This is a genomic window from Haloarcula amylolytica (assembly GCF_049705545.1).
In the GTDB taxonomy this organism is placed as follows: domain Archaea; phylum Halobacteriota; class Halobacteria; order Halobacteriales; family Haloarculaceae; genus Haloarcula; species Haloarcula amylolytica_B.
Map to the genome: position 1 here is coordinate 2,722,180 of NZ_JBNAMU010000001.1, position 19,824 is coordinate 2,742,003.

Annotated in this window: 17 protein-coding genes; 1 reads left to right on the top strand and 16 read right to left on the bottom strand. The window is 65.3% G+C overall.

The window, feature by feature from the left end; genetic code table 11:
* Window position 1: 1 nt before the first annotated feature.
* From ACOZ4H_RS14215 to ACOZ4H_RS14235, 5 genes are all read right to left on the bottom strand, one after another.
* On the bottom strand, window positions 2-856 hold the full coding sequence (locus tag ACOZ4H_RS14215) for an electron transfer flavoprotein subunit beta/FixA family protein (RefSeq protein WP_424329900.1): 855 nt from the start codon (window positions 854-856) through the stop codon (window positions 2-4).
* A 205-nt stretch (window positions 857-1,061) separates the two neighbouring features.
* A complete protein-coding gene (locus tag ACOZ4H_RS14220) occupies window positions 1,062-1,391 on the bottom strand; it encodes a 4Fe-4S dicluster domain-containing protein (protein ID WP_004593526.1) in 330 nt (109 codons plus the stop codon).
* A 49-nt stretch (window positions 1,392-1,440) separates the two neighbouring features.
* The gene (locus ACOZ4H_RS14225) at window positions 1,441-2,397 is read right to left on the bottom strand and encodes an alpha/beta hydrolase fold domain-containing protein (protein ID WP_424329901.1); all 957 of its coding nucleotides are present in this window, start codon (window positions 2,395-2,397) and stop codon (window positions 1,441-1,443) included.
* 17 nt (window positions 2,398-2,414) lie between these two features.
* Window positions 2,415-2,684 (bottom strand): hypothetical protein, encoded by a 270-nt coding sequence (locus ACOZ4H_RS14230; protein ID WP_424329902.1) that lies wholly within the window; start codon window positions 2,682-2,684, stop codon window positions 2,415-2,417.
* A 56-nt stretch (window positions 2,685-2,740) separates the two neighbouring features.
* The gene (locus tag ACOZ4H_RS14235) at window positions 2,741-3,112 is read right to left on the bottom strand and encodes an Hsp20/alpha crystallin family protein (protein WP_424329903.1); all 372 of its coding nucleotides are present in this window, start codon (window positions 3,110-3,112) and stop codon (window positions 2,741-2,743) included.
* Between the two features lie 251 nt (window positions 3,113-3,363).
* On the opposite strand from ACOZ4H_RS14235, the gene ACOZ4H_RS14240 reads away from it, so the two are divergent.
* Window positions 3,364-5,805 (top strand): PAS domain S-box protein, encoded by a 2,442-nt coding sequence (locus ACOZ4H_RS14240; RefSeq protein WP_424329904.1) that lies wholly within the window; start codon window positions 3,364-3,366, stop codon window positions 5,803-5,805.
* 8 nt (window positions 5,806-5,813) lie between these two features.
* On the opposite strand, the gene ACOZ4H_RS14245 is transcribed toward ACOZ4H_RS14240, so the two are convergent.
* The 11 genes from ACOZ4H_RS14245 to ACOZ4H_RS14295 form a co-directional block, all read right to left on the bottom strand.
* Complete coding sequence (locus ACOZ4H_RS14245) at window positions 5,814-7,553, bottom strand: glutamate--tRNA ligase (protein ID WP_424329905.1); 1,740 nt, start codon at window positions 7,551-7,553, stop codon at window positions 5,814-5,816.
* Between the two features lie 257 nt (window positions 7,554-7,810).
* The gene (locus ACOZ4H_RS14250; protein ID WP_424329906.1) at window positions 7,811-8,740 is read right to left on the bottom strand and encodes an ArsA family ATPase; all 930 of its coding nucleotides are present in this window, start codon (window positions 8,738-8,740) and stop codon (window positions 7,811-7,813) included.
* A gap of 89 nt (window positions 8,741-8,829) precedes the next feature.
* Window positions 8,830-9,870, bottom strand: coding sequence for a geranylfarnesyl diphosphate synthase (gene idsA3 / locus ACOZ4H_RS14255; RefSeq protein WP_424329907.1), 1,041 nt, complete (start codon window positions 9,868-9,870; stop codon window positions 8,830-8,832).
* A 4-nt stretch (window positions 9,871-9,874) separates the two neighbouring features.
* Entirely contained in the window at window positions 9,875-11,221 is a 1,347-nt protein-coding gene (locus ACOZ4H_RS14260; protein WP_424329908.1) for an RNase J family beta-CASP ribonuclease, read from the bottom strand.
* 264 nt (window positions 11,222-11,485) lie between these two features.
* Window positions 11,486-12,982, bottom strand: coding sequence for a hypothetical protein (locus ACOZ4H_RS14265; RefSeq protein WP_424329909.1), 1,497 nt, complete (start codon window positions 12,980-12,982; stop codon window positions 11,486-11,488).
* A gap of 177 nt (window positions 12,983-13,159) precedes the next feature.
* Window positions 13,160-13,912 (bottom strand): isopentenyl phosphate kinase, encoded by a 753-nt coding sequence (locus ACOZ4H_RS14270; protein WP_424329910.1) that lies wholly within the window; start codon window positions 13,910-13,912, stop codon window positions 13,160-13,162.
* On the bottom strand, window positions 13,909-14,892 hold the full coding sequence (mvk, locus tag ACOZ4H_RS14275) for a mevalonate kinase (protein ID WP_424329911.1): 984 nt from the start codon (window positions 14,890-14,892) through the stop codon (window positions 13,909-13,911). Before mvk ends, ACOZ4H_RS14270 begins: the two co-directional genes overlap by 4 nt.
* 67 nt (window positions 14,893-14,959) lie before the next feature.
* Window positions 14,960-17,140 carry a PAS domain S-box protein gene (locus ACOZ4H_RS14280; RefSeq protein ID WP_424329912.1) on the bottom strand — a complete coding sequence of 727 codons (2,181 nt, stop codon included), beginning with the start codon at window positions 17,138-17,140 and terminating at the stop codon, window positions 14,960-14,962.
* A 371-nt stretch (window positions 17,141-17,511) separates the two neighbouring features.
* Entirely contained in the window at window positions 17,512-18,849 is a 1,338-nt protein-coding gene (locus ACOZ4H_RS14285) for a cytochrome P450 (RefSeq protein ID WP_424329913.1), read from the bottom strand.
* A gap of 70 nt (window positions 18,850-18,919) precedes the next feature.
* A complete protein-coding gene (locus ACOZ4H_RS14290; protein WP_424329914.1) occupies window positions 18,920-19,300 on the bottom strand; it encodes a DUF5518 domain-containing protein in 381 nt (126 codons plus the stop codon).
* Window positions 19,301-19,358: 58 nt separating this feature from the next.
* A complete protein-coding gene (locus ACOZ4H_RS14295; protein ID WP_424329915.1) occupies window positions 19,359-19,742 on the bottom strand; it encodes a DUF5518 domain-containing protein in 384 nt (127 codons plus the stop codon).
* Window positions 19,743-19,824: the final 82 nt, after the last annotated feature.

The following is a 19,824-nucleotide window of genomic DNA, read 5'->3' on the forward strand; positions in this document are numbered from 1 at the left end:
GTCAGTCACCTGCCGCGTACGGCGTCAGTTCGTCCAGTACCGGCTCCAGCGCCTCGCGCTCGTCGGCCTCGATCATCGTCGCCTCCCGCTCGGAGGGAGCCTTCGGAATCGGGTCGACCCCGGAGACGATGGTCGGCGAGCCGTCCAGACCGATGTAGTCCGGGTCGAGGTTGAGGTCTTCGTGGTCCCAGACCGTGAGATGGTCCTCGTACTCCTCGGCCCGCTGCTGGGTCTCTTCTCGGAGGTCCTTGTGGTTCAGCCGGTGGCTCGCCTTCCGATAGGTCGGTTCGAACTCGGGGTCGGCGACGATGAAACACGGCATCGGCGCTTCGACCGTCTCGATCTCGGAGATATCGCCGTCGACCAGCCGCTTCGCCCGGACGGTGCCGGCGTCCTCGTCGATATCGAGCGAGAGGACGTGCGTGATTATCGGCCAGTCCAGGCACCAGCAGGTCTGTGGCCCGGTGTGGCCGGTCTCGCCGTCGGCCGTCTTGAACCCGGCAAACACCAGGTCGGGCTGCTCCGCTAGTTTCTGCAGGCCGGTGGCGACGGTCATCGCCGTGGCCCAGGTGTCCGCGGCCCCCATCTCGCGGTCCGAGAGGAGGTACAGGTCGTCAGCGTACACGTCTCGCATCCCCTCCTGCAGGACCTCTTTGTACCCCGGCGGCCCCATGCTCATCAGCGAGACGTGCCCGCCGTTGCGGACTTTCGTCTGGAACGCCGCCCGAAGCGCGTGCTTGTCGTTAGGGTTCATCACCGTCGGTGTCTTCCCCCGTTCGAGATGGCCGTCCTCGTCGAACGACACCTGTCCCTCGCGGAAGTCCGGAACGCCTTTCGTCATAACGACTGTGTGCATGGTATCACGACCCTCGTGAGTGTATCTCACACAAGAATCTATAATAAATGTATGTTTACAAATCTGTATGACAGGTAGGCGTATCTGTCCCAGGGGTTGTAGAATCCAGGTAACACGCTGTATGACGACAGCCTGACAGCTGTAGGGCGTTTATATTTAGGGTGTGAAATGCTGCAATCCCGCGGAAACAGGGGGGTCCGATAGCTCAGATACGGCCAGCGCGGCCCGGGTCCACGTCGATGGCGTCGACCGGGCACACGTCGACACAGAGCATGCAGTCGATGCACTGCTCCTCGTGGGCGGGGTCGGCCTTGATCTCGCTCTCCGGGTGGTCCGGCGTGTCGACCCACTCGAAGACGTCGACGGGACAGTCCTCCAGGCACGCGCCGTCGGCGATGCAGATGTCGAAGTCGACGGCGACGTGTGTCCCGTGGATGCCCAGTTCCTCGGGCTCGTCGACCGGACCCCAGACGTCGTGCCCGTCGTGCTGTTCGACAACGTCGCGGTTCTCCTCGAACTCCGGGTCTATGGCCATTGGTATCTTATCTCACTTTTGCGAGCTACTTAACTTTTCGACCTGGCCGTCAGAATCCGGGGCCGTCGCGGCGGTCCGGGCTCCGAATATCTCCCGGCCCGAGGTCGTCGGTGCGGTCGGTCGGTCCCGGTAGGTCGCCGCCGGGCAAGCCGGTTCTCTCGCCTGCACCGGCCGCGTCACCGGTATCCGGGCCGCCGACTCCGACTCGCCGGATGAACTCGACGGTCCGCTCGTACACGTCGTCGTAGTGCGCCCCGTGGAACGGGAAACTGTGGTCGGCCGGCACCGTCTCGTGGACTACGTCGGTCATCGGTCCGAGCGCGTCGGCCAGCAGCTCGGACTGAGCGGGCGGCACGACGTCGTCCGCAGTGCCGTGGAGCAACAGCGTCGGCGGGGCGTCGGTATTCACCTGTCCGACCGACGAGGCGAGGTCGTAGGCCGCGGGTTCGTCGTCGGGCCCGCCGCCGAGGTACGCGCGGTGGCCCTCGCCCGCCTCGACGTCGGTGGCGGCGTCGAGCGCGTGGAAGTCGTAGACGCCGGCGTAGCCGACGGCGGTCGACAGCGCAGAGGACGCGCCGGGATACAGTTCGGGTTCGAATCCGGGTTCGTCCGCCGTCAGCGCGGCCAGGACAACGAGGTTCGCGCCCGCTGAGTGGCCGACGCCGACGATACGGTCGGTGTCCGCGCCGTAGCCCTCTCCCTCCGTTCTGGCCCACTCGATAGCGGCCTTCACGTCGACCAGCGCCGCCGGGAACGTCCACTCCGGCGCGAGGCGGTACTGGGGCTCGATGACCAGAAAGCCGTCCGCAGCGAGGTCGAGCGCGTGCCGGGCGAACTCGCCCTTGTCGCCGGACGTGAACGCGCCGCCGCGGACGAGCACGGCGACCGGTTTCGGGCCGCTGGCCGCTGGCGAGTCGTACAGGTCGAGCGTCAGCGTCACGCCGTCCATCTCGTGGAACGGGATATCCCGCTGGACGGTTACCGACTCGGGAGCGGTATCTGTCACGGACAACGGTCGGGCCGTCACGGGCTTAAGCCCGACGCTATTCGCTCTCGACGCCGGAGTCGAGCGAGGCGCTGGCATTGCGGGCATCCAGCGACGCCACAGCCCCGACCAGTGCCATCACAGTCGCTGGGCCACACGTTCGCGATAGCCGACTGGTCACTGCTGCGTTCCTGCAGGCGAACGAAGTCACCGCTGCTGAGCTCGCTGTCCTCCAGTACCTGCCGGTCGATGACTGCCATCCCACTCCCCGGCTCTCTGTTCTTGAGTGGCTTGACAGTCAGTTGCATCGTTCTAACCGAATCGAAAAAGTCGGTTATCGGGCGGTACACCTGCGGCCCGACGGTCAGCCTTCGACCTCGATCTGCTTGCCGCGGGCCGTCGCGCCCGTCTCGACGGGCAGGCGCACCTCGAGGATACCGTTCGTGTAGTTCGCGGCGATTCCCTCATCGTCGACGCGCTTCGGGAATCGGAAGCGTCGGTGGTAGGTCCGACGCTCGCCGCGCTGTTCGTCCTCACGTTCGGCGGCGATGTTCAACATGCCGTCGTCCCAGGAGACGTCGATGTCCTCGACGTCAAAGCCCGGGAGCTCGACGTTGAGGACGAACTCGTCGTCCTCTTCATATAGTTCGTAGTCGTCGCTACCGGTTTCGAGTAGGCGGGACGGGAGGTCAAGACCGCGCATCCAGGAACTCGGTGTGGTTGTTGGCAGCGCCATTGGCCATCACCTCGTATCCACTTGACACTAGTGTTGCGGTTCGTAAAAAAATTTGCTGATCTTGGTACAAAGTAGCAAACAGTACGCTGAGTCCGCCACGGGGTCAAAATAATCACTGCAAGCAGGGTCGTAGCCGAATCAGACAGCGAGTTCGGGTGATGGGGAACGGACCTTGGGGTCAACATTCTTTTACTAACAATTCATATTTATCGATAAAATAAAGTGGGAATAGGAGTATCGTTACTGGAACGATGTACGGCCGCTTCGTGACGGCCCTGTGGATTCTGACAGGCCTTTCCACGGTGTTTTCACTGCTCGCGTGGCGCAAGCGCGAGGACCCTGGCGGGACGCCGATGGTGGTGTTTCACCTCGCTCTATCGGTTGGTGCGGCCAGCTACGCCGTCGACATCACCGTGACGGCGCTGTCGACCCAGTTACTCGCCCGACAAGTAGCGACCATCGCGCAGGGCACGGTTGCCATCTCCTGGCTGTACGCTGCGTTACAGTACGCCGACTTCGACCGGTCAGTGACGCGCCGAGCCATCGGGCTACTGTCGCTTGACCCACTGTTGCTGGTGGGCATGTTCGTATTTCCGGGCGTATCACTGTTTGACCTCCCACCCAGCGGCTCCGTGGGGTCGCTGGTGGTAGCTCCCGGGACTGGCCTCACTGCGGTGTTCGTCGCCCACATGGCGACGATTCTGGTAGCGGCGCTTGCTGGGACAGTCGTTCTCATCCAGTTGTTCGTCCGGTCGCGACACCTGTACCGAACACAGGCCGCAGCGGTCCTCATCGCGGCGCTGGCTCCCTGGACCATTGCGCTGACCCAGCAGTACTTCCTTCAAATCCCCGAGGACGCCACGATTTTCGCCTGGGGCATCTCTGGGATAGCGATGACGACCGGGCTCTACACGTTCAAGACGCTGGACCCGGTGCCAGCCGCTCAGGAGACCATCGTCGAGCAGATGGGCGACGGGACGCTCGTCTTGGACGTCGACGGCTGTATCGGCCACGCGAATCCGGCGGCCGAAGATCTCCTCGCTGGACCCGAAGAAACGCTCATTGGCCAGCCAGTGGATGCCGTCATCCCAACCTGGGACAAAGTCGCGGTCGACGACAGTGGGCAGTCAGACTGGTCGGAACTCGCGCTCTCCGTGGACGGCCAGCAGCGGTTCGTCGAACTAGAAGTGTCACCGTTTACCGACCGGTTCGACGGGCTCGTCGGCCGGCTCGTTGTCCTCCGGGATGTCACAGAGCGGAAGCGACGCGAGCAGCGGCTGGCGCAGTACAAGACGATTTTCGAGGGTGTCAGCGAACCCGTTTACGTCCTTGACGAGCACGACCGGTTCGTCACGTACAACGATCCGTTCGCCGAACTGGTGGGTACCGTCGATGACAGTCTGGTCGGCGAACGCTTCGAGACGGTACTGGGGCAGATGGAAACCGAACCGATGGACGACGGGTCGGGGGAGTTCCTGATCCGGACTGCGTCCGGCGAACAGGTCCCCTGTGAAGTCGACGCGGCGGACATCGAACTGGCCAGCGGTGAGTCCGGCCGAGTCGGTATCGTCCGTGACATCTCACAGCGAAAGGAGATCGAGTCCGAACTCGCAGTGACGACCGAACGCCTGGAGACGCTCGTCGAGGCTGCCCCGCTCGCGATTATTGCGACGGATACCGACGGGGTCGTCGAGGTCTGGAACCCCGCCGCAACGGAGCTGTTCGGCTGGGATGCCGACGAGGTTCTGGGCGAAACAGTCCCCGTCATCCCGGCCGAGAACCGACGGCGGACCGCCGAACTTCACGCGCAGGTACTCGAGGGCGAGCGTCTGGCGGGCCACGAAACGGAACTCCAGCGAAAAGACGGGAGCCGTGTCGACGTGAGTCTTGCCGCCGCCCCGATTCGCGGCCTCAGTGGTTCTGTGGTCGGTAGCGTCTCCGTCATCACGGACATCACCGACCAGAAACGGCGGGAGCGCCAGCTCAAACACCAGAACGAGCGGCTGGACGAGTTCGCCAGCCTCGTCTCCCACGACCTCCGGAACCCGCTACATGTCGCCAGCGGCCACCTGGAGCTTGCCACACAGGACGCCCAGGAAGACGTCCGAGATTCGATAACGGCCGCAACGGACGCTCTGGACCGGATGGAGACGCTCATCGACCACACCCTGACGCTTGCCCGCGAGGGGCGTGATATCAGCGACCCCGAGCCGGTATCGCTCCGGGACACGTTCGCTCGGGCGTGGGACGCCGCGCCCACGAGCGCGGCCGAGCGCCGAGTTAAGGACCCACCGGAGCGCGTACTGGCCGACCCCGACCGCCTCGTCGAACTGTTCCAGAATCTCGTGCAAAACGCCGTGGAGCACGGCGGAGACGGTGCCACTCCCGAAGCGGGGCCGGCGGCCGACGGCACAGGGGCGGTCACCATCACGCTCGGAGCCACGCCGGACGGCTTCTACGTCGCCGACGACGGTCCGGGGATTCCGCCGGACCAGCGCGACGCCGTCCTCGAATCGGGCTACAGTACGGACGACGACGGCACTGGGTTCGGCCTATCGATAGTCGAGACGATTGCCGAAGCCCACGGCTGGGAACTGAGAATTACCGACAGCGAAGACGGCGGCGCCCGGTTCGAGTTCAGCGGCGTCGAGACTGGAACTCAAGTCGAAGAACCGACGGCTGAGTCGTCGTGACGGCGGCTTCAGGGATGTGTGAAGTACGCGACGGACTCCGTGTCCGGGTCGTCCGCAACCTTGTCGAGGCGGGCAAACCCGATGCGTTCGAACTGAACCACCTCGTCGGCGTCGTAGTCGAGTAGCCCGGGTTCGGCAACGCCTGACACGTCCCCGTCCATCGTCCGCAGCCGGAGGCGTGGCCCGTCGGTGGGAGCCCAGTGAATCACGTCGACGCCCTCCTCGCGGACGGCGTCGATGTCGTCGCCGGTGTACTCGAAGGCGTCGCGGGTGTGGCGCACGCAGCCGTATCCCTTGAGCCAGACCCGCTCGCCGTGGCCCGGCAGGTCGTCGCCCTCGACGGCGACGCCGCCGGTCACCGGAATCTCGCGGCGGCCACGCTCCTCGAAGTCCGGATGCAGGGGCGGTTCGCCGGCGTCCGGACCGCCAACGACCTGGCGCTCGACGAGGCCGCCGTGGTCGTCGCTGTCCCGGACGAAGAACGCCCGGTCCGACTCGTCGTCGACGAGGTCGCGGTTGTTCGAGTAGATCGAGGACATCGCCAGGTCGACGTTAGACGTGGACGTGCCCAGTTGAATCATCGCGTCGACGACGGCCGCGCCGCGGATGCCCCGGCGTTCGAGGCTGGCGACGGTCGGCGCGCGGGGGTCGTCCCAGCCCGCGAGTTCGCCGTCCGCGATGAGTTCGGCGATGCTCGACGTGGACAGCGGCACGTCGTACTCGTCGACCTGGACGTGGCCCCAGTGGATGACCTCGGGGTACTCCCAGCCGAAGTAGTCGTAGACGAACTGCTGGCGTTTCGCGGAATCCTGCAGGTCGATGCCGCGGATGATGTGCGTGACGCCAAGCAGGTGGTCGTCCAGCCCGCTCTGGAAGTCCAGCATCGGCCAGCAGCGGTACTCTTCGGCCGCCTCGCGCGGGTGGGGCGTGTCGACCATCCGGAAGGCGACGAAGTCCCGCAGCGCGGGGTTCTTGTGCGTGATGTCGGTCCGGACCCGCAGCACCATCTCGCCGCTTTCGTACTCGCCGTCGACCATCGCCTCGAACTCCTCGCGAGTGGTCTCGGGGTCCTTCTCGCGGTGGGGACAGGCCTCGCCGCTGTTCTTGAGATCGGAGAACTCACCCTGCGGGCACGAGCAGGTGTAGGCCCCGCCTTTGTCGATGAGTTCGCGGGCGTACTCGTAGTACGTCTCGACCCGGTCGCTGGCGTTGACGACCTCGTCCGGCTCGAAGCCCAGATAGTCGATAGCGTCAAGAATCGCGTCATAGGCGTCCAGATCCGGCCGCTTGGTCTCGGGGTCGGTGTCGTCGAAACGGCAGATGAACTCCCCGTTGTAGCGCTCCTTGTACGTCCCCACGACGGCAGCCATCCGCGCGTGGCCGATGTGCCACGGGCCGTTGGGGTTGGGCGCGACCCGCATCCGGACGGTGTCGTAGTCGTCGGCGTTGGGAAGGTCCGGCAGCGGGTGGTCCTCCCCCTCGTCCTCGCTCTCTAGCTCTTCGAGTTTGTCCGGCGCTAACTCCGCCAGCCGCTCACGGCGTTCCTCGGCGTCCATGCCGTTGACCCGCTCGACAACCGGCGCGATGACGCCCGGGATCTCGTCGCCGTGCTCGCGGAACTCCGGGTTCTCGCCCATGAGCGGCCCCATGATCGCCCCGACCTGTGCCTCGCTGTCGTGTTTGACCGCGTTGAGGAGCGCGTTCGTCTCCGCCGCCTCCGTGATTCGGTCTCGCAGCTCGTCGTCCATTACCGGGACCTGCGACTGGGAGGGTCAAAACGCCGTCGGACCACCTTTTTCATCGTCGCCGTTCCTCGCTCGCTGTGCTCGCTGCGGGACGGCTCTCTGCTCACGGGCGTGAAGTGCCCGTTCGCATGGTCAGCGGGACCTTCGGTCCCGCTCGACTTGAAAAACGTGGGCGAAAAAGACCGGAAGCGCCGCAATGCGGCGCTTCCGGGGAACCGGCGGCTTCGCCGCCGGATGCTCGCCTCTCAACGTCGGTACGCTCACCCACCGAGATGCGTCCCTACCTTCTCCAGCGACTCCAGCCCAGTCACCTCGCCGGGCTGGTCCGGGACCGACCAGATATCCAGTTCGGGCAGCGACTCCCGGAGTTGTGCTATCGCCTCCTCCTGCACCGCCTGCTTGCCCTGGCAGCGCTGGCAGTCGCCGGCGTCCTCGATGACCTTGTTCACGACCAGCGTCGTCACCGGCACCTCGAACTCCCGGAGCTTCCCGACCAAGCGCTCCGTCTCGCGGACGGCCATCGTCTCCGGGATGGTGACGACCCGGAACGCCGTCTGTTCGGGGTCACGGAGGACCGTCCCGACCCGCTCCATCCGTTCGCGCATCGCGGTGAAGTCGTCCGGGCCGTCGTCGCGCCGGCTCGCCATCGGGCCGAACATCATGGTCCGGGCGGTATTGACTTTCCGACGGACCTGGTCCCGGAGGTCCATCGCCGTCGCGACGCCGCGATCCATCACCGACGGGAGGTCGAGCAGGCGGAGCGTGTGGCCGGTCGGCGCGGTGTCGAACACCACGCGGTCCCAGCGGTCGCTCTCGATGTACGTCGCCATGCCCTCGATGGCCGCCAGTTCGTCGCTGCCGGGCATCACGCCGGTGGTGAACAGATCGGCGATTTCGTCTTCGTCCATCCGAATGCCGGCGTCGTTGAACTCCGACGCCAGCGCCTCGAACAGCGACCGGTAGCGGTCGATGCCGGCCTGTGGGTCGATCTCGACGCCCCACAGCCCAGAGTAAATCTCTGTCGGGTCGCCGCCGACCTCAGTCTCGACGGCATCGGCCAGCGAGTGTGCGGGGTCGGTGGAGACCACCAACGTCTCGTGGCCCGCTGTTGCGAGGCGGTGGCCGGTCGCCGCCGCCACCGTGGTCTTGCCGACGCCGCCCTTGCCGCCGTAGAGGAGGTACCGAGTCACACGACTGGCTATGGTCTGACAGGTCTTAGTTGCTGACCAGCACCATTCAGGGCCGAAAAGACGGCGAAAGACGGGCCTCCGGAGTGCGCTCAGTAGTCGCGTTCAACGAGGTAGTTCGCGATGCCCTCAAGCAGATACCGGGACTCGTTGTCCGGCAGGACTTCGAGGTTCTGCTTGCCGCTTGCGATGAGGTCCTGGCCGGTCTGGCGGGCGTACTCGATTGAGCCCACCTCACGCAGGCGCTCGACGGCGGCGTCGATTTCGGCCTCCGAGACAGCCTCGACGGAGTCCGTGTCGATCAGGTCGCCGACGTCGACGCCCTGCTGGCGGGCGTGCAGCGTCACCAGCGTCTGCTTGTTCTCGACGAGGTCGGAGCCCCGCTGCTTGCCCAGTTTCTCCGACGGGGTCGTCAGGTCCAGCAGGTCGTCCTGAATCTGGAACGCGCGACCCACGTCGAGCCCGTAGTTGTACAGGGCGTCGACTGTTTCCTCGTCGGCCCCGAGCAGCGTGGCCGGAATCGAGGCGGCCGCGCCGTACAGTACGGCCGTCTTGAGTTCGACCATCTCCAGGTACTCCTCGGGCGTGACGACGTCGCGTTGCTCGAACTCGATGTCGAGCGACTGGCCCTCGCAGATGCGGGTACACGTCGTCGCGAGTCGCTTGTTCGCGTCGACGGTTCGCTCGGGGGCCGCACCCGTATCGAGCAGGAACTCGAACGCTTTCGAGTACAACGTGTCGCCGGCGAGAATCGCCGTCGAGAGGTCGTACTCCTTGTGGACGGCGGGCACCCCGCGACGGAGCGCGTCGTCGTCCATGATGTCGTCGTGGATGAGCGTGAACGTCTGGATGACCTCGATGGCGAGGGCGGCCGACATCATATCCGCCTGCCCGCCGTCGAGTGTCGGGAAATCACGGTAGTCTGCCGTCAGCGGGTCGACATCGAGCAACGACTCCGCGACCAGCAGCAGGACCGTCGGGCGGAGCCGTTTCCCGCCCGCGTCCAGCAGGTATCGCGACGCCTCGTAGAGGTGGTCCGGCTTCTGGACCGGAAGGTCCTCGGGAAGGGCGTCGTTGACCCGGTCCCGTCGGGCGACAATCGCGTCTTCGACCTGCTGATGGCGTTCGGACATCGATTTACTCGGTGAGCTTGATCATGTTGCCGTTACGGGTGATGTGGAGGTCCCGTCCGGCTTTGTAGCCCATGTCTTCTGCGAGGTCGACGTACGGCGCGAACCCTTCGAGGCTCTGGTGGGCCGGGATGACGTTCTTCGGCTGGAGCGCGTCGAGCATCTCGTAGTGGCCCTCCTCGCGGAGGTGGCCCGACACGTGGATGTCGTCGTAGATGCGCGCACCCTGCATGCCCAGGAGCTTCTCGGACTGGTAGCGCTGGCCCTCGTTGGTCGGCTCCGGGATGACCCGGGCCGAGAAGATGACCTTGTCGCCGTCGTCTAGCTCGTAGGGCGTCTCGCCGCGGCCCATCCGGGTGAGCATCGCGCGCGGCTCGCCCTGATGGCCGGTGACGATGGGGAGGAAGTTCTCCTTGCCCTCGTTCATGATCCGCTTGAACGTCCGGTCGACGGACTTGCGGTGGCCGTACATGCCCAGGTCCTCCGGGAAGTCCACGAAGTCGAGCCGTTCGGCGGTGCCGGAGTACTTCTCCATCGAGCGGCCGAGCAGCACCGGCTGACGGCCGATGTCGTCGGCGAACTCAACGAGGCTCTTGACGCGAGCGATGTGGCTTGAGAACGTCGTCGCGACGATCCCGCCGTCGTAGTCGGCGACGCTGTCCATCACGTCTTTGAGGTGGCGACGCGCGACGGACTCGGAGGGCGTGCGGCCTTTCTTGCCCGCGTTCGTACAGTCCTCGATGTAACAGAGGACGCCCTCACCCTCGCGGCCGATCTCGCGGAACCGCTTCATGTCAATGGGGTCGCCGATGACCGGCGTGTGGTCCATCCGCTTGTCAAGCCCGTAGACCACTGCGCCTTCCGGCGTGTGAAGCACGGGGTTGATAGCGTCGATGATGGAGTGCGTGACGTTGACGAACTCCAGCTCGTTGCGCTCGCCGATGGACATCGTCTCGCCGGCCTCCATCTTGACGAGGTCGTTCTGGACCCCGAACTTCTCCTCGCTCTTGATCTGCTGTTTGACGAGTTCGATGGTGAACGGTGTCGCAACGATCGGTGCGTCGTAGCGGTGGGCGAGCTTGGAAATCGCGCCGATGTGGTCGAGGTGACCGTGTGTCGGCACGATAGCCTTCACGTCGCCCTCCAGGTCGGACATGACCCGGTCGTCCGGAATGGCACCCATGTCGATGAGGTCCAGCGAGTGCATCCGTTCCGTCTCGACGTTGTCGTGAATCAGTACCTTCGAGAGGTTCAGGCCCATGTCGAAGATGACGACGTCGTCCCCTGCACGGACGGCCGTCATCTGTCGGCCTACAGCCTCGTAACCGCCAATTGTCGCAATTTCGACTTCCATGGTTGTAGCTCCGAGTGGAAAGCCGGCCGCGGACATCCGGTGGGGCACGGCAACGACGGTATCTGCAATGTAGGCGACTTCATCCGCGTCGGCGCTCCAGGCCAGTCGGGTACGCCCGTAGCCTGTGCAACCGCAGTGGGAGGGACTTCCGTCCCGCAACTTACATCCGCCGTCTGCCGGCCGCCGATCCGCAGTCCGCGAGCGGCCGTGCGCTCGGTTACTCCGGACTACAACGGCGCTTCTTAAAACGGTGTGGGTTCGTCACTACTCGTCGTCTAAGGGGTCCGAGAGCGGGTCGTCGTCACTGGAGACGTCGAAGCCAGTGATACCTTCGTCGGCGAGCGTCGAGTCCTCGTCGTCAGTCGTGTCCGCGTCCTGAGACTCCGCCTCGCCCTGCACGCTCTCGTCGGCCCCGGTGTCGGATTGCTCGTCATCAGTGCCGCCGCCGAACAGGTCCTCCGTCGTCCGCGGGCCACTGGACGTGTCTGCCCCATCGGATTCGTCGAGTAGTCGGGTGTCCTCGGTCACGGCGTCGTGCTGGTCCGCCCCGTCAGCATCCAGGCTGCCGACGCCAGTGGGCTCGGTGTCGGCTTCCGCTCCGCTCGACCAGTCGTCGGCTGGCGCTGATTCGTCGGCTTCCCAGTCATCGGCCGCGGGTTCCTCGCTCTGTGTGTCGAACTCCGCGGGGTCCGGCGGGGTCCATTCCTGTGGCTCCGTGCTTGTCTCCGGTTCCTCAACGGGGTCCTCCGCGAGCAGGTCGCGGTCTGACTGTTCGCTGGGTTCGGACTGCGGGTCCGCCGTTTCCGAGTCAGCGGGGAAATCCGATGGGGAGGCCTCCGAAGTCGAAGTCTCGTCCGCCGTCTCAGGTTCCGACCCGGCAGCGTTTTCGGCCGGCCGTTGGGTCGGCGTCTGCTCCTCCTGATTCGCTGCGGCTGCCTCCATCGCGTCTTCGTCTGTCGCCGAGGCCGACGTATCGTCGGCCGATGCTGTCTCCGGCGCGTCGTCGGCTCCCAGGGGGTCAGCATCCGTCGCCGAGCCTGCCTCCGCCACCGGACCGTCATCCGTCGCTGGGTCAGCATCTGCTAGCGGATCATCGTCAGCCGCCGTCACCGGAGCGTCGTCAACCTCAGCCGGCGCAGTGTCGGACGCAGCAGTCGGCTCCGCCGCGTCGGGTGGGTCGGGGTGTTGCTGTGCGGACGCGCGGATTCCCGGTTCACCGGAGGGGTCAGCATCCGATTCGGAGTCAGCGGTCGGTTCCGATACCTCAGGTTCGGCCGTTGCCGGCTCGACAGCCGCCGGGTCGTCAGCCGCCTCTGTCTCCTGGGAAACCGCTGGCTCAGGCTCGGCCGGCTCTGGCGGCTGTTCGTCGGAGCCCGCAGCCGGTTCGGCAGCGGGCGCAGCACTGTCATCGGTTGATTCAGTTGCGGTTTGATCACTCGCCGGGGGACCGGCGGCTGCCACATCGCTCGCCTCACGCTGTGCCGTCCGCGCCGCGAGCGTTCCCGCCATCGTCGCGTCGGCGATGAGTTTGTGGGTCAGGCCGAACAGGCCGGAGAGCAACAGGAGTCCGCCGAGCGCGCCGACGACGATGCCGAGCACCGCACGATAGCCCGCGTTCCCCGAAAGCGAGCCGAGCGAGCCGTTCTGTATCAGAACGTACCCTGCAGCGATGAGGCCGCCACCGACGCCGGCGACGACAAGCAATGTACCGAGAAACCTCGTTCCGTATCGATAGACGTCGGTCAGACCTACTGCAGACATAGTCGCATAATTGATAACAGAGGACAAATATGTTACGACGGGTGAAGAAGTGATATTTAATTTACTTGTTCGAGAACAGTGACCAACGATGTCGTGATTTCGGCCGGTTTCGGCCCATTTCAGCCCGAATAGCGTTCGGAGGCAGACGACCAGTAGCGACTGGTATCACAGGTCCTGTCAGTCGCCGTCATCACCATCGATAGTGGTTCCCGGACTCTCACCGGCGAGAAACGCGGGGAGCGCGTCGGGGCCGAACACGACGGCGGGAGCCGAGAGTGCGAGCAAGGCGCGGACCTTGCCCGTCATCCCGCCCGACACGTCCGTCGCGTCGCTCCCGCCCAGTGCCGATTCTACGGCCTCGAACACCGCGATACGGTCGATGACAGTCCCGTCCTCGTCGAGGACGCCGGGGACGGTCGAGCAGACGCCGACGCGGTCCGCGTCGACGGCGGGCGCGAGTTCGACGACCAGTTCGTCGCCGCTCAGGACCGTCGCGCCCGCGCCGGCGTGTGCGACGAGGTCGCCGTGGAGGACCGGGACGAACCCTTCCGCAAGCAGCGTCGTGACCTGCGCCGTCGGCAGCGAGAGAGTGCCATCGACATCGCGGGCGGCCGCCGAGAACGGGTGGACCGGGACAGCCGGGACTCCCTGCGCAGTGAGTTCATCAACGACGGCGGCGTTGAGCCGACACATCGCGCCGTGGATGGCCTGTACGCCGTCCACGTCGTGGGTCCCTGCGGTCGTGCTGACGCCGTAGTCGGCGGCGTGGTGGTGGCCGAAGCTCCCGCCGCCGTGAACGACGACGATATCCTCACCGACCGCCGATTCAGCGATGGCCGACACCGCGGCCGACAGGGCGGCCTGGTCGACCGTCTCGGGTTCGTCTTTCTCGGTGATGACGCTCCCGCCGAGTTTGAGGACGACCGTCATTCCCGCCGGACCCCGTCGGTGTCCAGTTCGGCCCGGAAGACGTCCTCGCACCCCGGCGTGTACTTCAACGCCGTGAGCGCGTCGTCCGTCTCGTCCAGGGCGACGATACAGCCGCCGCCACCGGCCCCGGTGAGTTTCGCGCCGTGGGCGTCGGCGTCGCGGGCCGCCCACACCATCGAGTCCAGCGACCGCGAGGAGACGCCCAGCGCCGAGAGCAGTCCGTGGTTGAAGTCCATCAGTTCCCCCAGCGTCTCGTAGTCGCCTGTACCGAGCACCGCCTCGCCTTCGCGGACGACATCACCGATTGCTGTGACGGTGTCGGCGGCGAAGTCGTACTCCTCACGGAGGTCCCGGACGCCGGCGACCAGCGCCCCGGTATCACCGGCCCCGCCGTCGTAGCCAATGACGAAGGGGAGGGTGTCGATGCCGTCCAGCCGTCGGCAATCGTCGCCCTCCACGCGAACCGCCCCGCCCATCGCCGAGCAGAACGTGTCCGCGCGCGAGGCCTGCCCGTCCTGTACCTCGTGTTCGACCTGATAGGCGCGGTCGGCGATCTCGCTCGCCGGCAGTTCGACGCCGAGTTCCCTGGTCGCCGCGTCTATCGCCGCGACGACGAGCGCGGCCGACGACCCCAACCCCGCCCCGAGCGGGATGTCGCCCTCGACAGAGATCTCGAAGCCCGCCTCCGGCGCGTCGGCCGCGTCACGGGCCTGGGCAACCGCCTCGTTGACGTATCCCATGCCGGCCTCGACGAGCGATTCGGCGACATCCACGTCCGGATGGCTCTCCCCGTCGCCGGAGTACTCGACGGTAAAGCCGTCCAGTTGCAAGTCGTTCGCGTGGATGCGCAACCCCTCGTCGATCTCGGTTGCCGTCACGTGCACTCGCCGCTCGATGGCGCAGGGCACCGCCGGCTCACCGTAGACGACCGCGTGCTCCCCGAACAGGTACACCTTCCCGGGAGCGCTCGACGTGACCATACCCGCCCGTGTGCACCCAGGGCGTTAGGCGTTTTCGGAGTCGACGGTCAGGACGACCCTCGGGATACTACTCAGAGACGGTGTCGACATCGGTGAACTCGAAGCGGGCGCCGCCGTCGCTGCCGCTGCCGACGCGGACCGCCCAGCCGTGGGCGTCAGCGACCTGTTTCACGATGCTCAGGCCGAAGCCGGTCCCTTCGACCGCCGTCGAGTAGCCGGCATCGAACACGTCTCCACGAGCAGGTTCAGGGATGCCGGGACCGTCGTCCTCGACGTAGAAGCCGTCGGCCAGTTCGCCGACGGTCACGGTCACGCCGTCACCGCCGTGCTCAACCGCGTTGCGGACGAGATTCTCGAACAGTTGTCTGAGGCGGCTCTCGTCGGCGCGGATGGGCCGGTCTATGTCAGTGCGGAGCGTCGCGGCTTTCGTATCGACGTTTTGCCAGCACGTCTGGACAAACTGTTCGAGGTCAACCACGACGGGCGAAGCGGGTGACGCGCCGTCGCGTGCGAGCGTGAGCAGGTCGTCGATGAGCGTATCCATCCGCTGGTGTGCGCCGTCGATGGCGTCGATATGCTCGCTATCGGATTCCTCTCGCAGGAGTTCGAGTTGGCCGCGAGCGACAGTCAGCGGGTTCCGGAGGTCGTGGCTGACGACGCTGGCGAACTGTTCGAGCTGTTCGTTTTGCTGTTCGAGTTCCTGCTCGCGCTCCTTGCGCTCCGTAATATCACGGCTGATCGCCAGGAACCGGTCCTCGCCGTCGAGATTGAGTCGGAGCAGATGTACTTCGACCGGCATCGTCGACCCGTCGCGGCGTTCGTACAGGCCCTCGAACTTGCGGCGCTCGTTGACACTGAACCCCGAAAGCTGTGTCTGCACGTCCTCGGCGTCGAACTTCCGGTCGAACTCCCAGATCGACCGCCCGAGAACCTCGCTTTCGTCGTACCCCAGCTCCGCACAGAACCGCTGGTTCACGTCGCAAATCGTTCCGTCGGCGTCAAGCACGTCGATCATGTCCGGTGAGTTCTCGAAGAGGGCTTCGAGCCGTGTCGACGTTTCCTCTAACCGTTTCTCGCGGCGCTTCCGCTCCGTGATATCCTGCTGGAACCCGACGTAGTTGACGACTGCCCCTTCGTCATCGCGAACCGGCGCGATCCGCACCCGGTTCCAGAATTCGGTCCCGTCCTTCCGGTAGTTCCGGAGTTCGACCGTCACCCGCTCCTCCGCGTCGATGGCGTCCCGCATCGTGGCGACAGGCTCCGGATCGGTGTTCTCGCCCTGGAGCATCCGGCAGTTCTTTCCGAGCAACTCCGAGAGCGAGTAGCCGGTCAGGTCGCGGTAGTGGTCGTTGGCGTAAATCAGTGGATTGTCCGGCTGGTCGGGATCAGTGATGGTGACGCCGACTGGAGCCTCGTCTATCGCGCGTTTGTTCCGGAGTAGTTCCTGTTCGCTCTCTTTCCGGTCGGTGACATCCCGAGCGACGCCGACGATGCCGTCGATAACACCATCGACGACCAGCGGCGTTAGCTGGTACGCGACCACCGCGTGTCCGTGGCCGGGGAATTCCGTTTCGATTTCGCCGCTAAGTTTCTCCCGCGTTCCGTCGAGCAGTTCCTGGTAGCGGTCTCTCTCACCTTGCGCTCGAATCCGCGGAACGAGTCGGCTGGTCTGGCCTTCGAGCTCAGTACATGTCGCGTCGTACCACTCCGCCAGCGCCTCGTTGACGGTTTCGAACCGGCCCTCGGCATCGTAAATACAGGCTGCCTCCTGCATGGAGTTGACCATCCGCTCATAGCTCTGGAGCGCTCGGTTCCGCTCGCTGACTGCCTGCTGTGATCGGGAGTGGTCGACGGCGTCTATGATTCGGTTCGCCAACCCCACCTGCTGTTCGGTGCCCGGCTCTTTCCTGAGGTAGTCCGTGACACCGGCCGAAATCGCCTCGCTGGCGACCGCTTCGCTCCCCTGTGCGGTGTAGATAATAAACGGGAGGGTCGGGTGCTCGTCACGGACCGTTTCCAGAAGCTCGATACCGGTCCCCTCGGGCAAGTCGTAGTCGGAGACGAGACAGTCTACGATATCGTCAGCCAGCCTTGCCACGGCTTCGTCGACGGTACGCGCCGTTTCGACCGTGAAACGGTCGCACTCGTGTTCGAGAGCCGCCGACAGCATCTCGGTATTGTCCGAATCGGTGCCTACGCAGAGGATCTGCACCCTGTCATCTCTTTTGACAGCGGTCTCAGACGTCATTCGGTATCCCGTTCGCGTCCGGACGTTGCGCCGGGATAGATGTCGCTCCACTGATCAAGAGTAACCGGTGCGATGCGGCTCTGGGAACTGTCTCGGGACAGGTCCGGTCGCAGGACAGCTGCAAACGGCGCGGGACGATTGCCGCCAGTGGTTTTCTGCAGCAGTGTCATGATGGTCAAGTAGTCGGCTGTGAACGGGGACCTCCCACAGTGACCGTGGCTGAAATCGGTCATCGGGAGACGTTCAGGTCCGCTGTTCTTGCACGCTTACACGGGGTTCTGCAGTAAATAGCTGATGACCGAGTCGCTGTCACGTCGAGCCCGCACCGTGGGGGCGACGGCGACGCCGGAGTGGTCACATCGGAATCCGTGCTACCGTTTCTGAACACGCATCGACATTTTCTGCCGAGGATGGGCGGTCAGCGACGGCAACAACTCCAGGGGCGTCTCCCCCTGGAACTCCAGTCGGTACTGACTGGCCGTGGTCGCGGTGATGAGTTGCGCTTCGAGCATAGCGAGATGCTTCCCGATACAGTGGCGCGGGCCACCACCGAACGGGAAGTAGGCGAACCGCGGGCGCTCGCCCGCTCGTTCGGGCTTCCAGCGCTCCGGGTCGAACGTCTCGGGGTCGTCGTAGAACCGCTCGGATCGGTGGACGCCCCACTGTGGGACCATCAGTGTCGTCCCGGCCTCGACCTCGTAGCCCGACAGCGTCACGTCCTCGGTCGGCTCCCGGAAGATGGTGTACACTGGGGGGTAGAGCCGCATCGCTTCCTGAATCACCCATTCGAGGTAGTCCAGTTCGCGGACGTGCTCCATCCCCGGCCGGTCGTCGCCGATGACGTCGTCCAGTTCCTCGTGGACCCGCTTTTCCACCTCGGGGTGTTCAGACAGCAGGAACCAGGTGTAGGTCAGCGTCAGCGCCGTCGTGTCGTGGCCGGCGAGCAGCATCGTCATCATCTCGTCGCGGAGCTGGTCGGGCGACTGGTTCCCCTCGTCGCGTGCACGCAGGAGCACCGACAGGAAATCCATCGGGCCGTCCTCAGCCGTCCCCACCGAGTCCTCGCGGACCGCGATAATGTCGTCCAGCACCTCGTCCAGCGTCCGCACGGCGCGGTTGAACTCGGCGTCGTCGGGCATCGGCATCCACTGCGGCATGGCGAACCGGATGGGGTCCGGCTCGAACCGCTGGCCAAGCGGCAACAGTTGTTCCTCGATGGTCCGGACTCGCTGTTCGGAGAGTTCGACGCCCATCATCAGGTCCAGAATTACGTCCAGCGTGACCCGGGTCATCGACTGCTCGGCGTCGATAACGTCGCCGTGGGACCAGTCGGCGATCCGGTCCTCCGCGTGGTCGGTGATGCGGTCAGCCATCCCCGACAGCCGCGCCATCGAGAACGCGGGGTTCGCGAGCTTTCGCTGCTGCTCCCACGTTTCACCCTCGCTCAGCAACAGCCCGTCACCGAGCAGGTCCCCCAGCGCGTCGCCCTGGAAGTCGGGTTTGCGGAACTGGTCGGCCTCCGAGACCAGTACGCGCTCGATTGCCGTCGGATCACACAGCATGACCGTGTCCATCGGCCCCATGTCGAAGCGGGCGACATCGCCGTAGGCCCGCTCCAGCGCTGAAATGAACCGGAACGGATCCCGGGCGTACGTGCGACTGCTGCCGAACAGCGGTTCGCCCTTCGGTCCGGGCGGCGTCTTTGACATCGATTGACGTTAGTGTCGAACACGCTTGAATGGCATGCCAAATGTCGGGCACAGGACGGTTCAGGCACGCTCAGAGCCAGCGGTCGGCGTCTACGTCCCAGTCGGTGTGTCCCGAAACCCAGACACCGCCAAGACCACCGAGGGCGCTGAGACCGACCGTGTATAGCAGAAAGAACGCGAAGACGAGCGCCAGAAACAGGTCATATCCGGGCGCTCCGGGCGGAATCCCGAACCCGAGGAGGCCGGCGATGTACAGCGCCGGAATGAACAGGGCGAGCAAGGGAACCATCGCGCAGACGCCGGCCAGCGTTCCCAGCCAGAGCCCCGTCCGGTAGCTGCCGCCGTGGTTCGCCGCGGCTACTGCACCGCCGGCCACCGACGAGAACGGAACGAACGACAGCGCAACCGTGACGAGCGCCCCGATACCGGCGTTGGTCACCGACTCTCGCATGTGCGTTCTCAGTAGCGGCGTCCCCAGTGATGTAGTTACCGACAGCGCGGCCGGCCGGTCAGTCGCCGATAGTCGTATCGTATTTGACGTAGTTGCCCAGCCAGCCGCCGAGCGCGCTCAATCCGAGGAAATACGCGGCCGCCGTGATCGTTCCCAGGACGATCACGAGCAGCCCCATCGCACCGAACACACCGAGCGCCTCGGGAACGAACGCCAGGAACGCGGCCAGGAAGACGAACACGACCACAAAGAAGACCAGCGAGATCGCCAGCCCGACGACGCCGGACAGCAGCCCGACGCGTACCCCGTCGTCTCGCTCGCCACCTTCGAGATAGCCGGCGATGCAACCGCCGAGCAGCGGCGCGAGCGGGACGAACCCACTCAGTAGGGCAGTCGCGACGGCACCGATGACGGCGTTGACAAAGGTGTCTCCCTCTCCCATTTTCCCGGTGCTACTCCGGGCCTCGTGGTAGGTCTTGTGTTGGCGATACCGGCGTCGCCACTCACACTTCAACAGCGAGAAA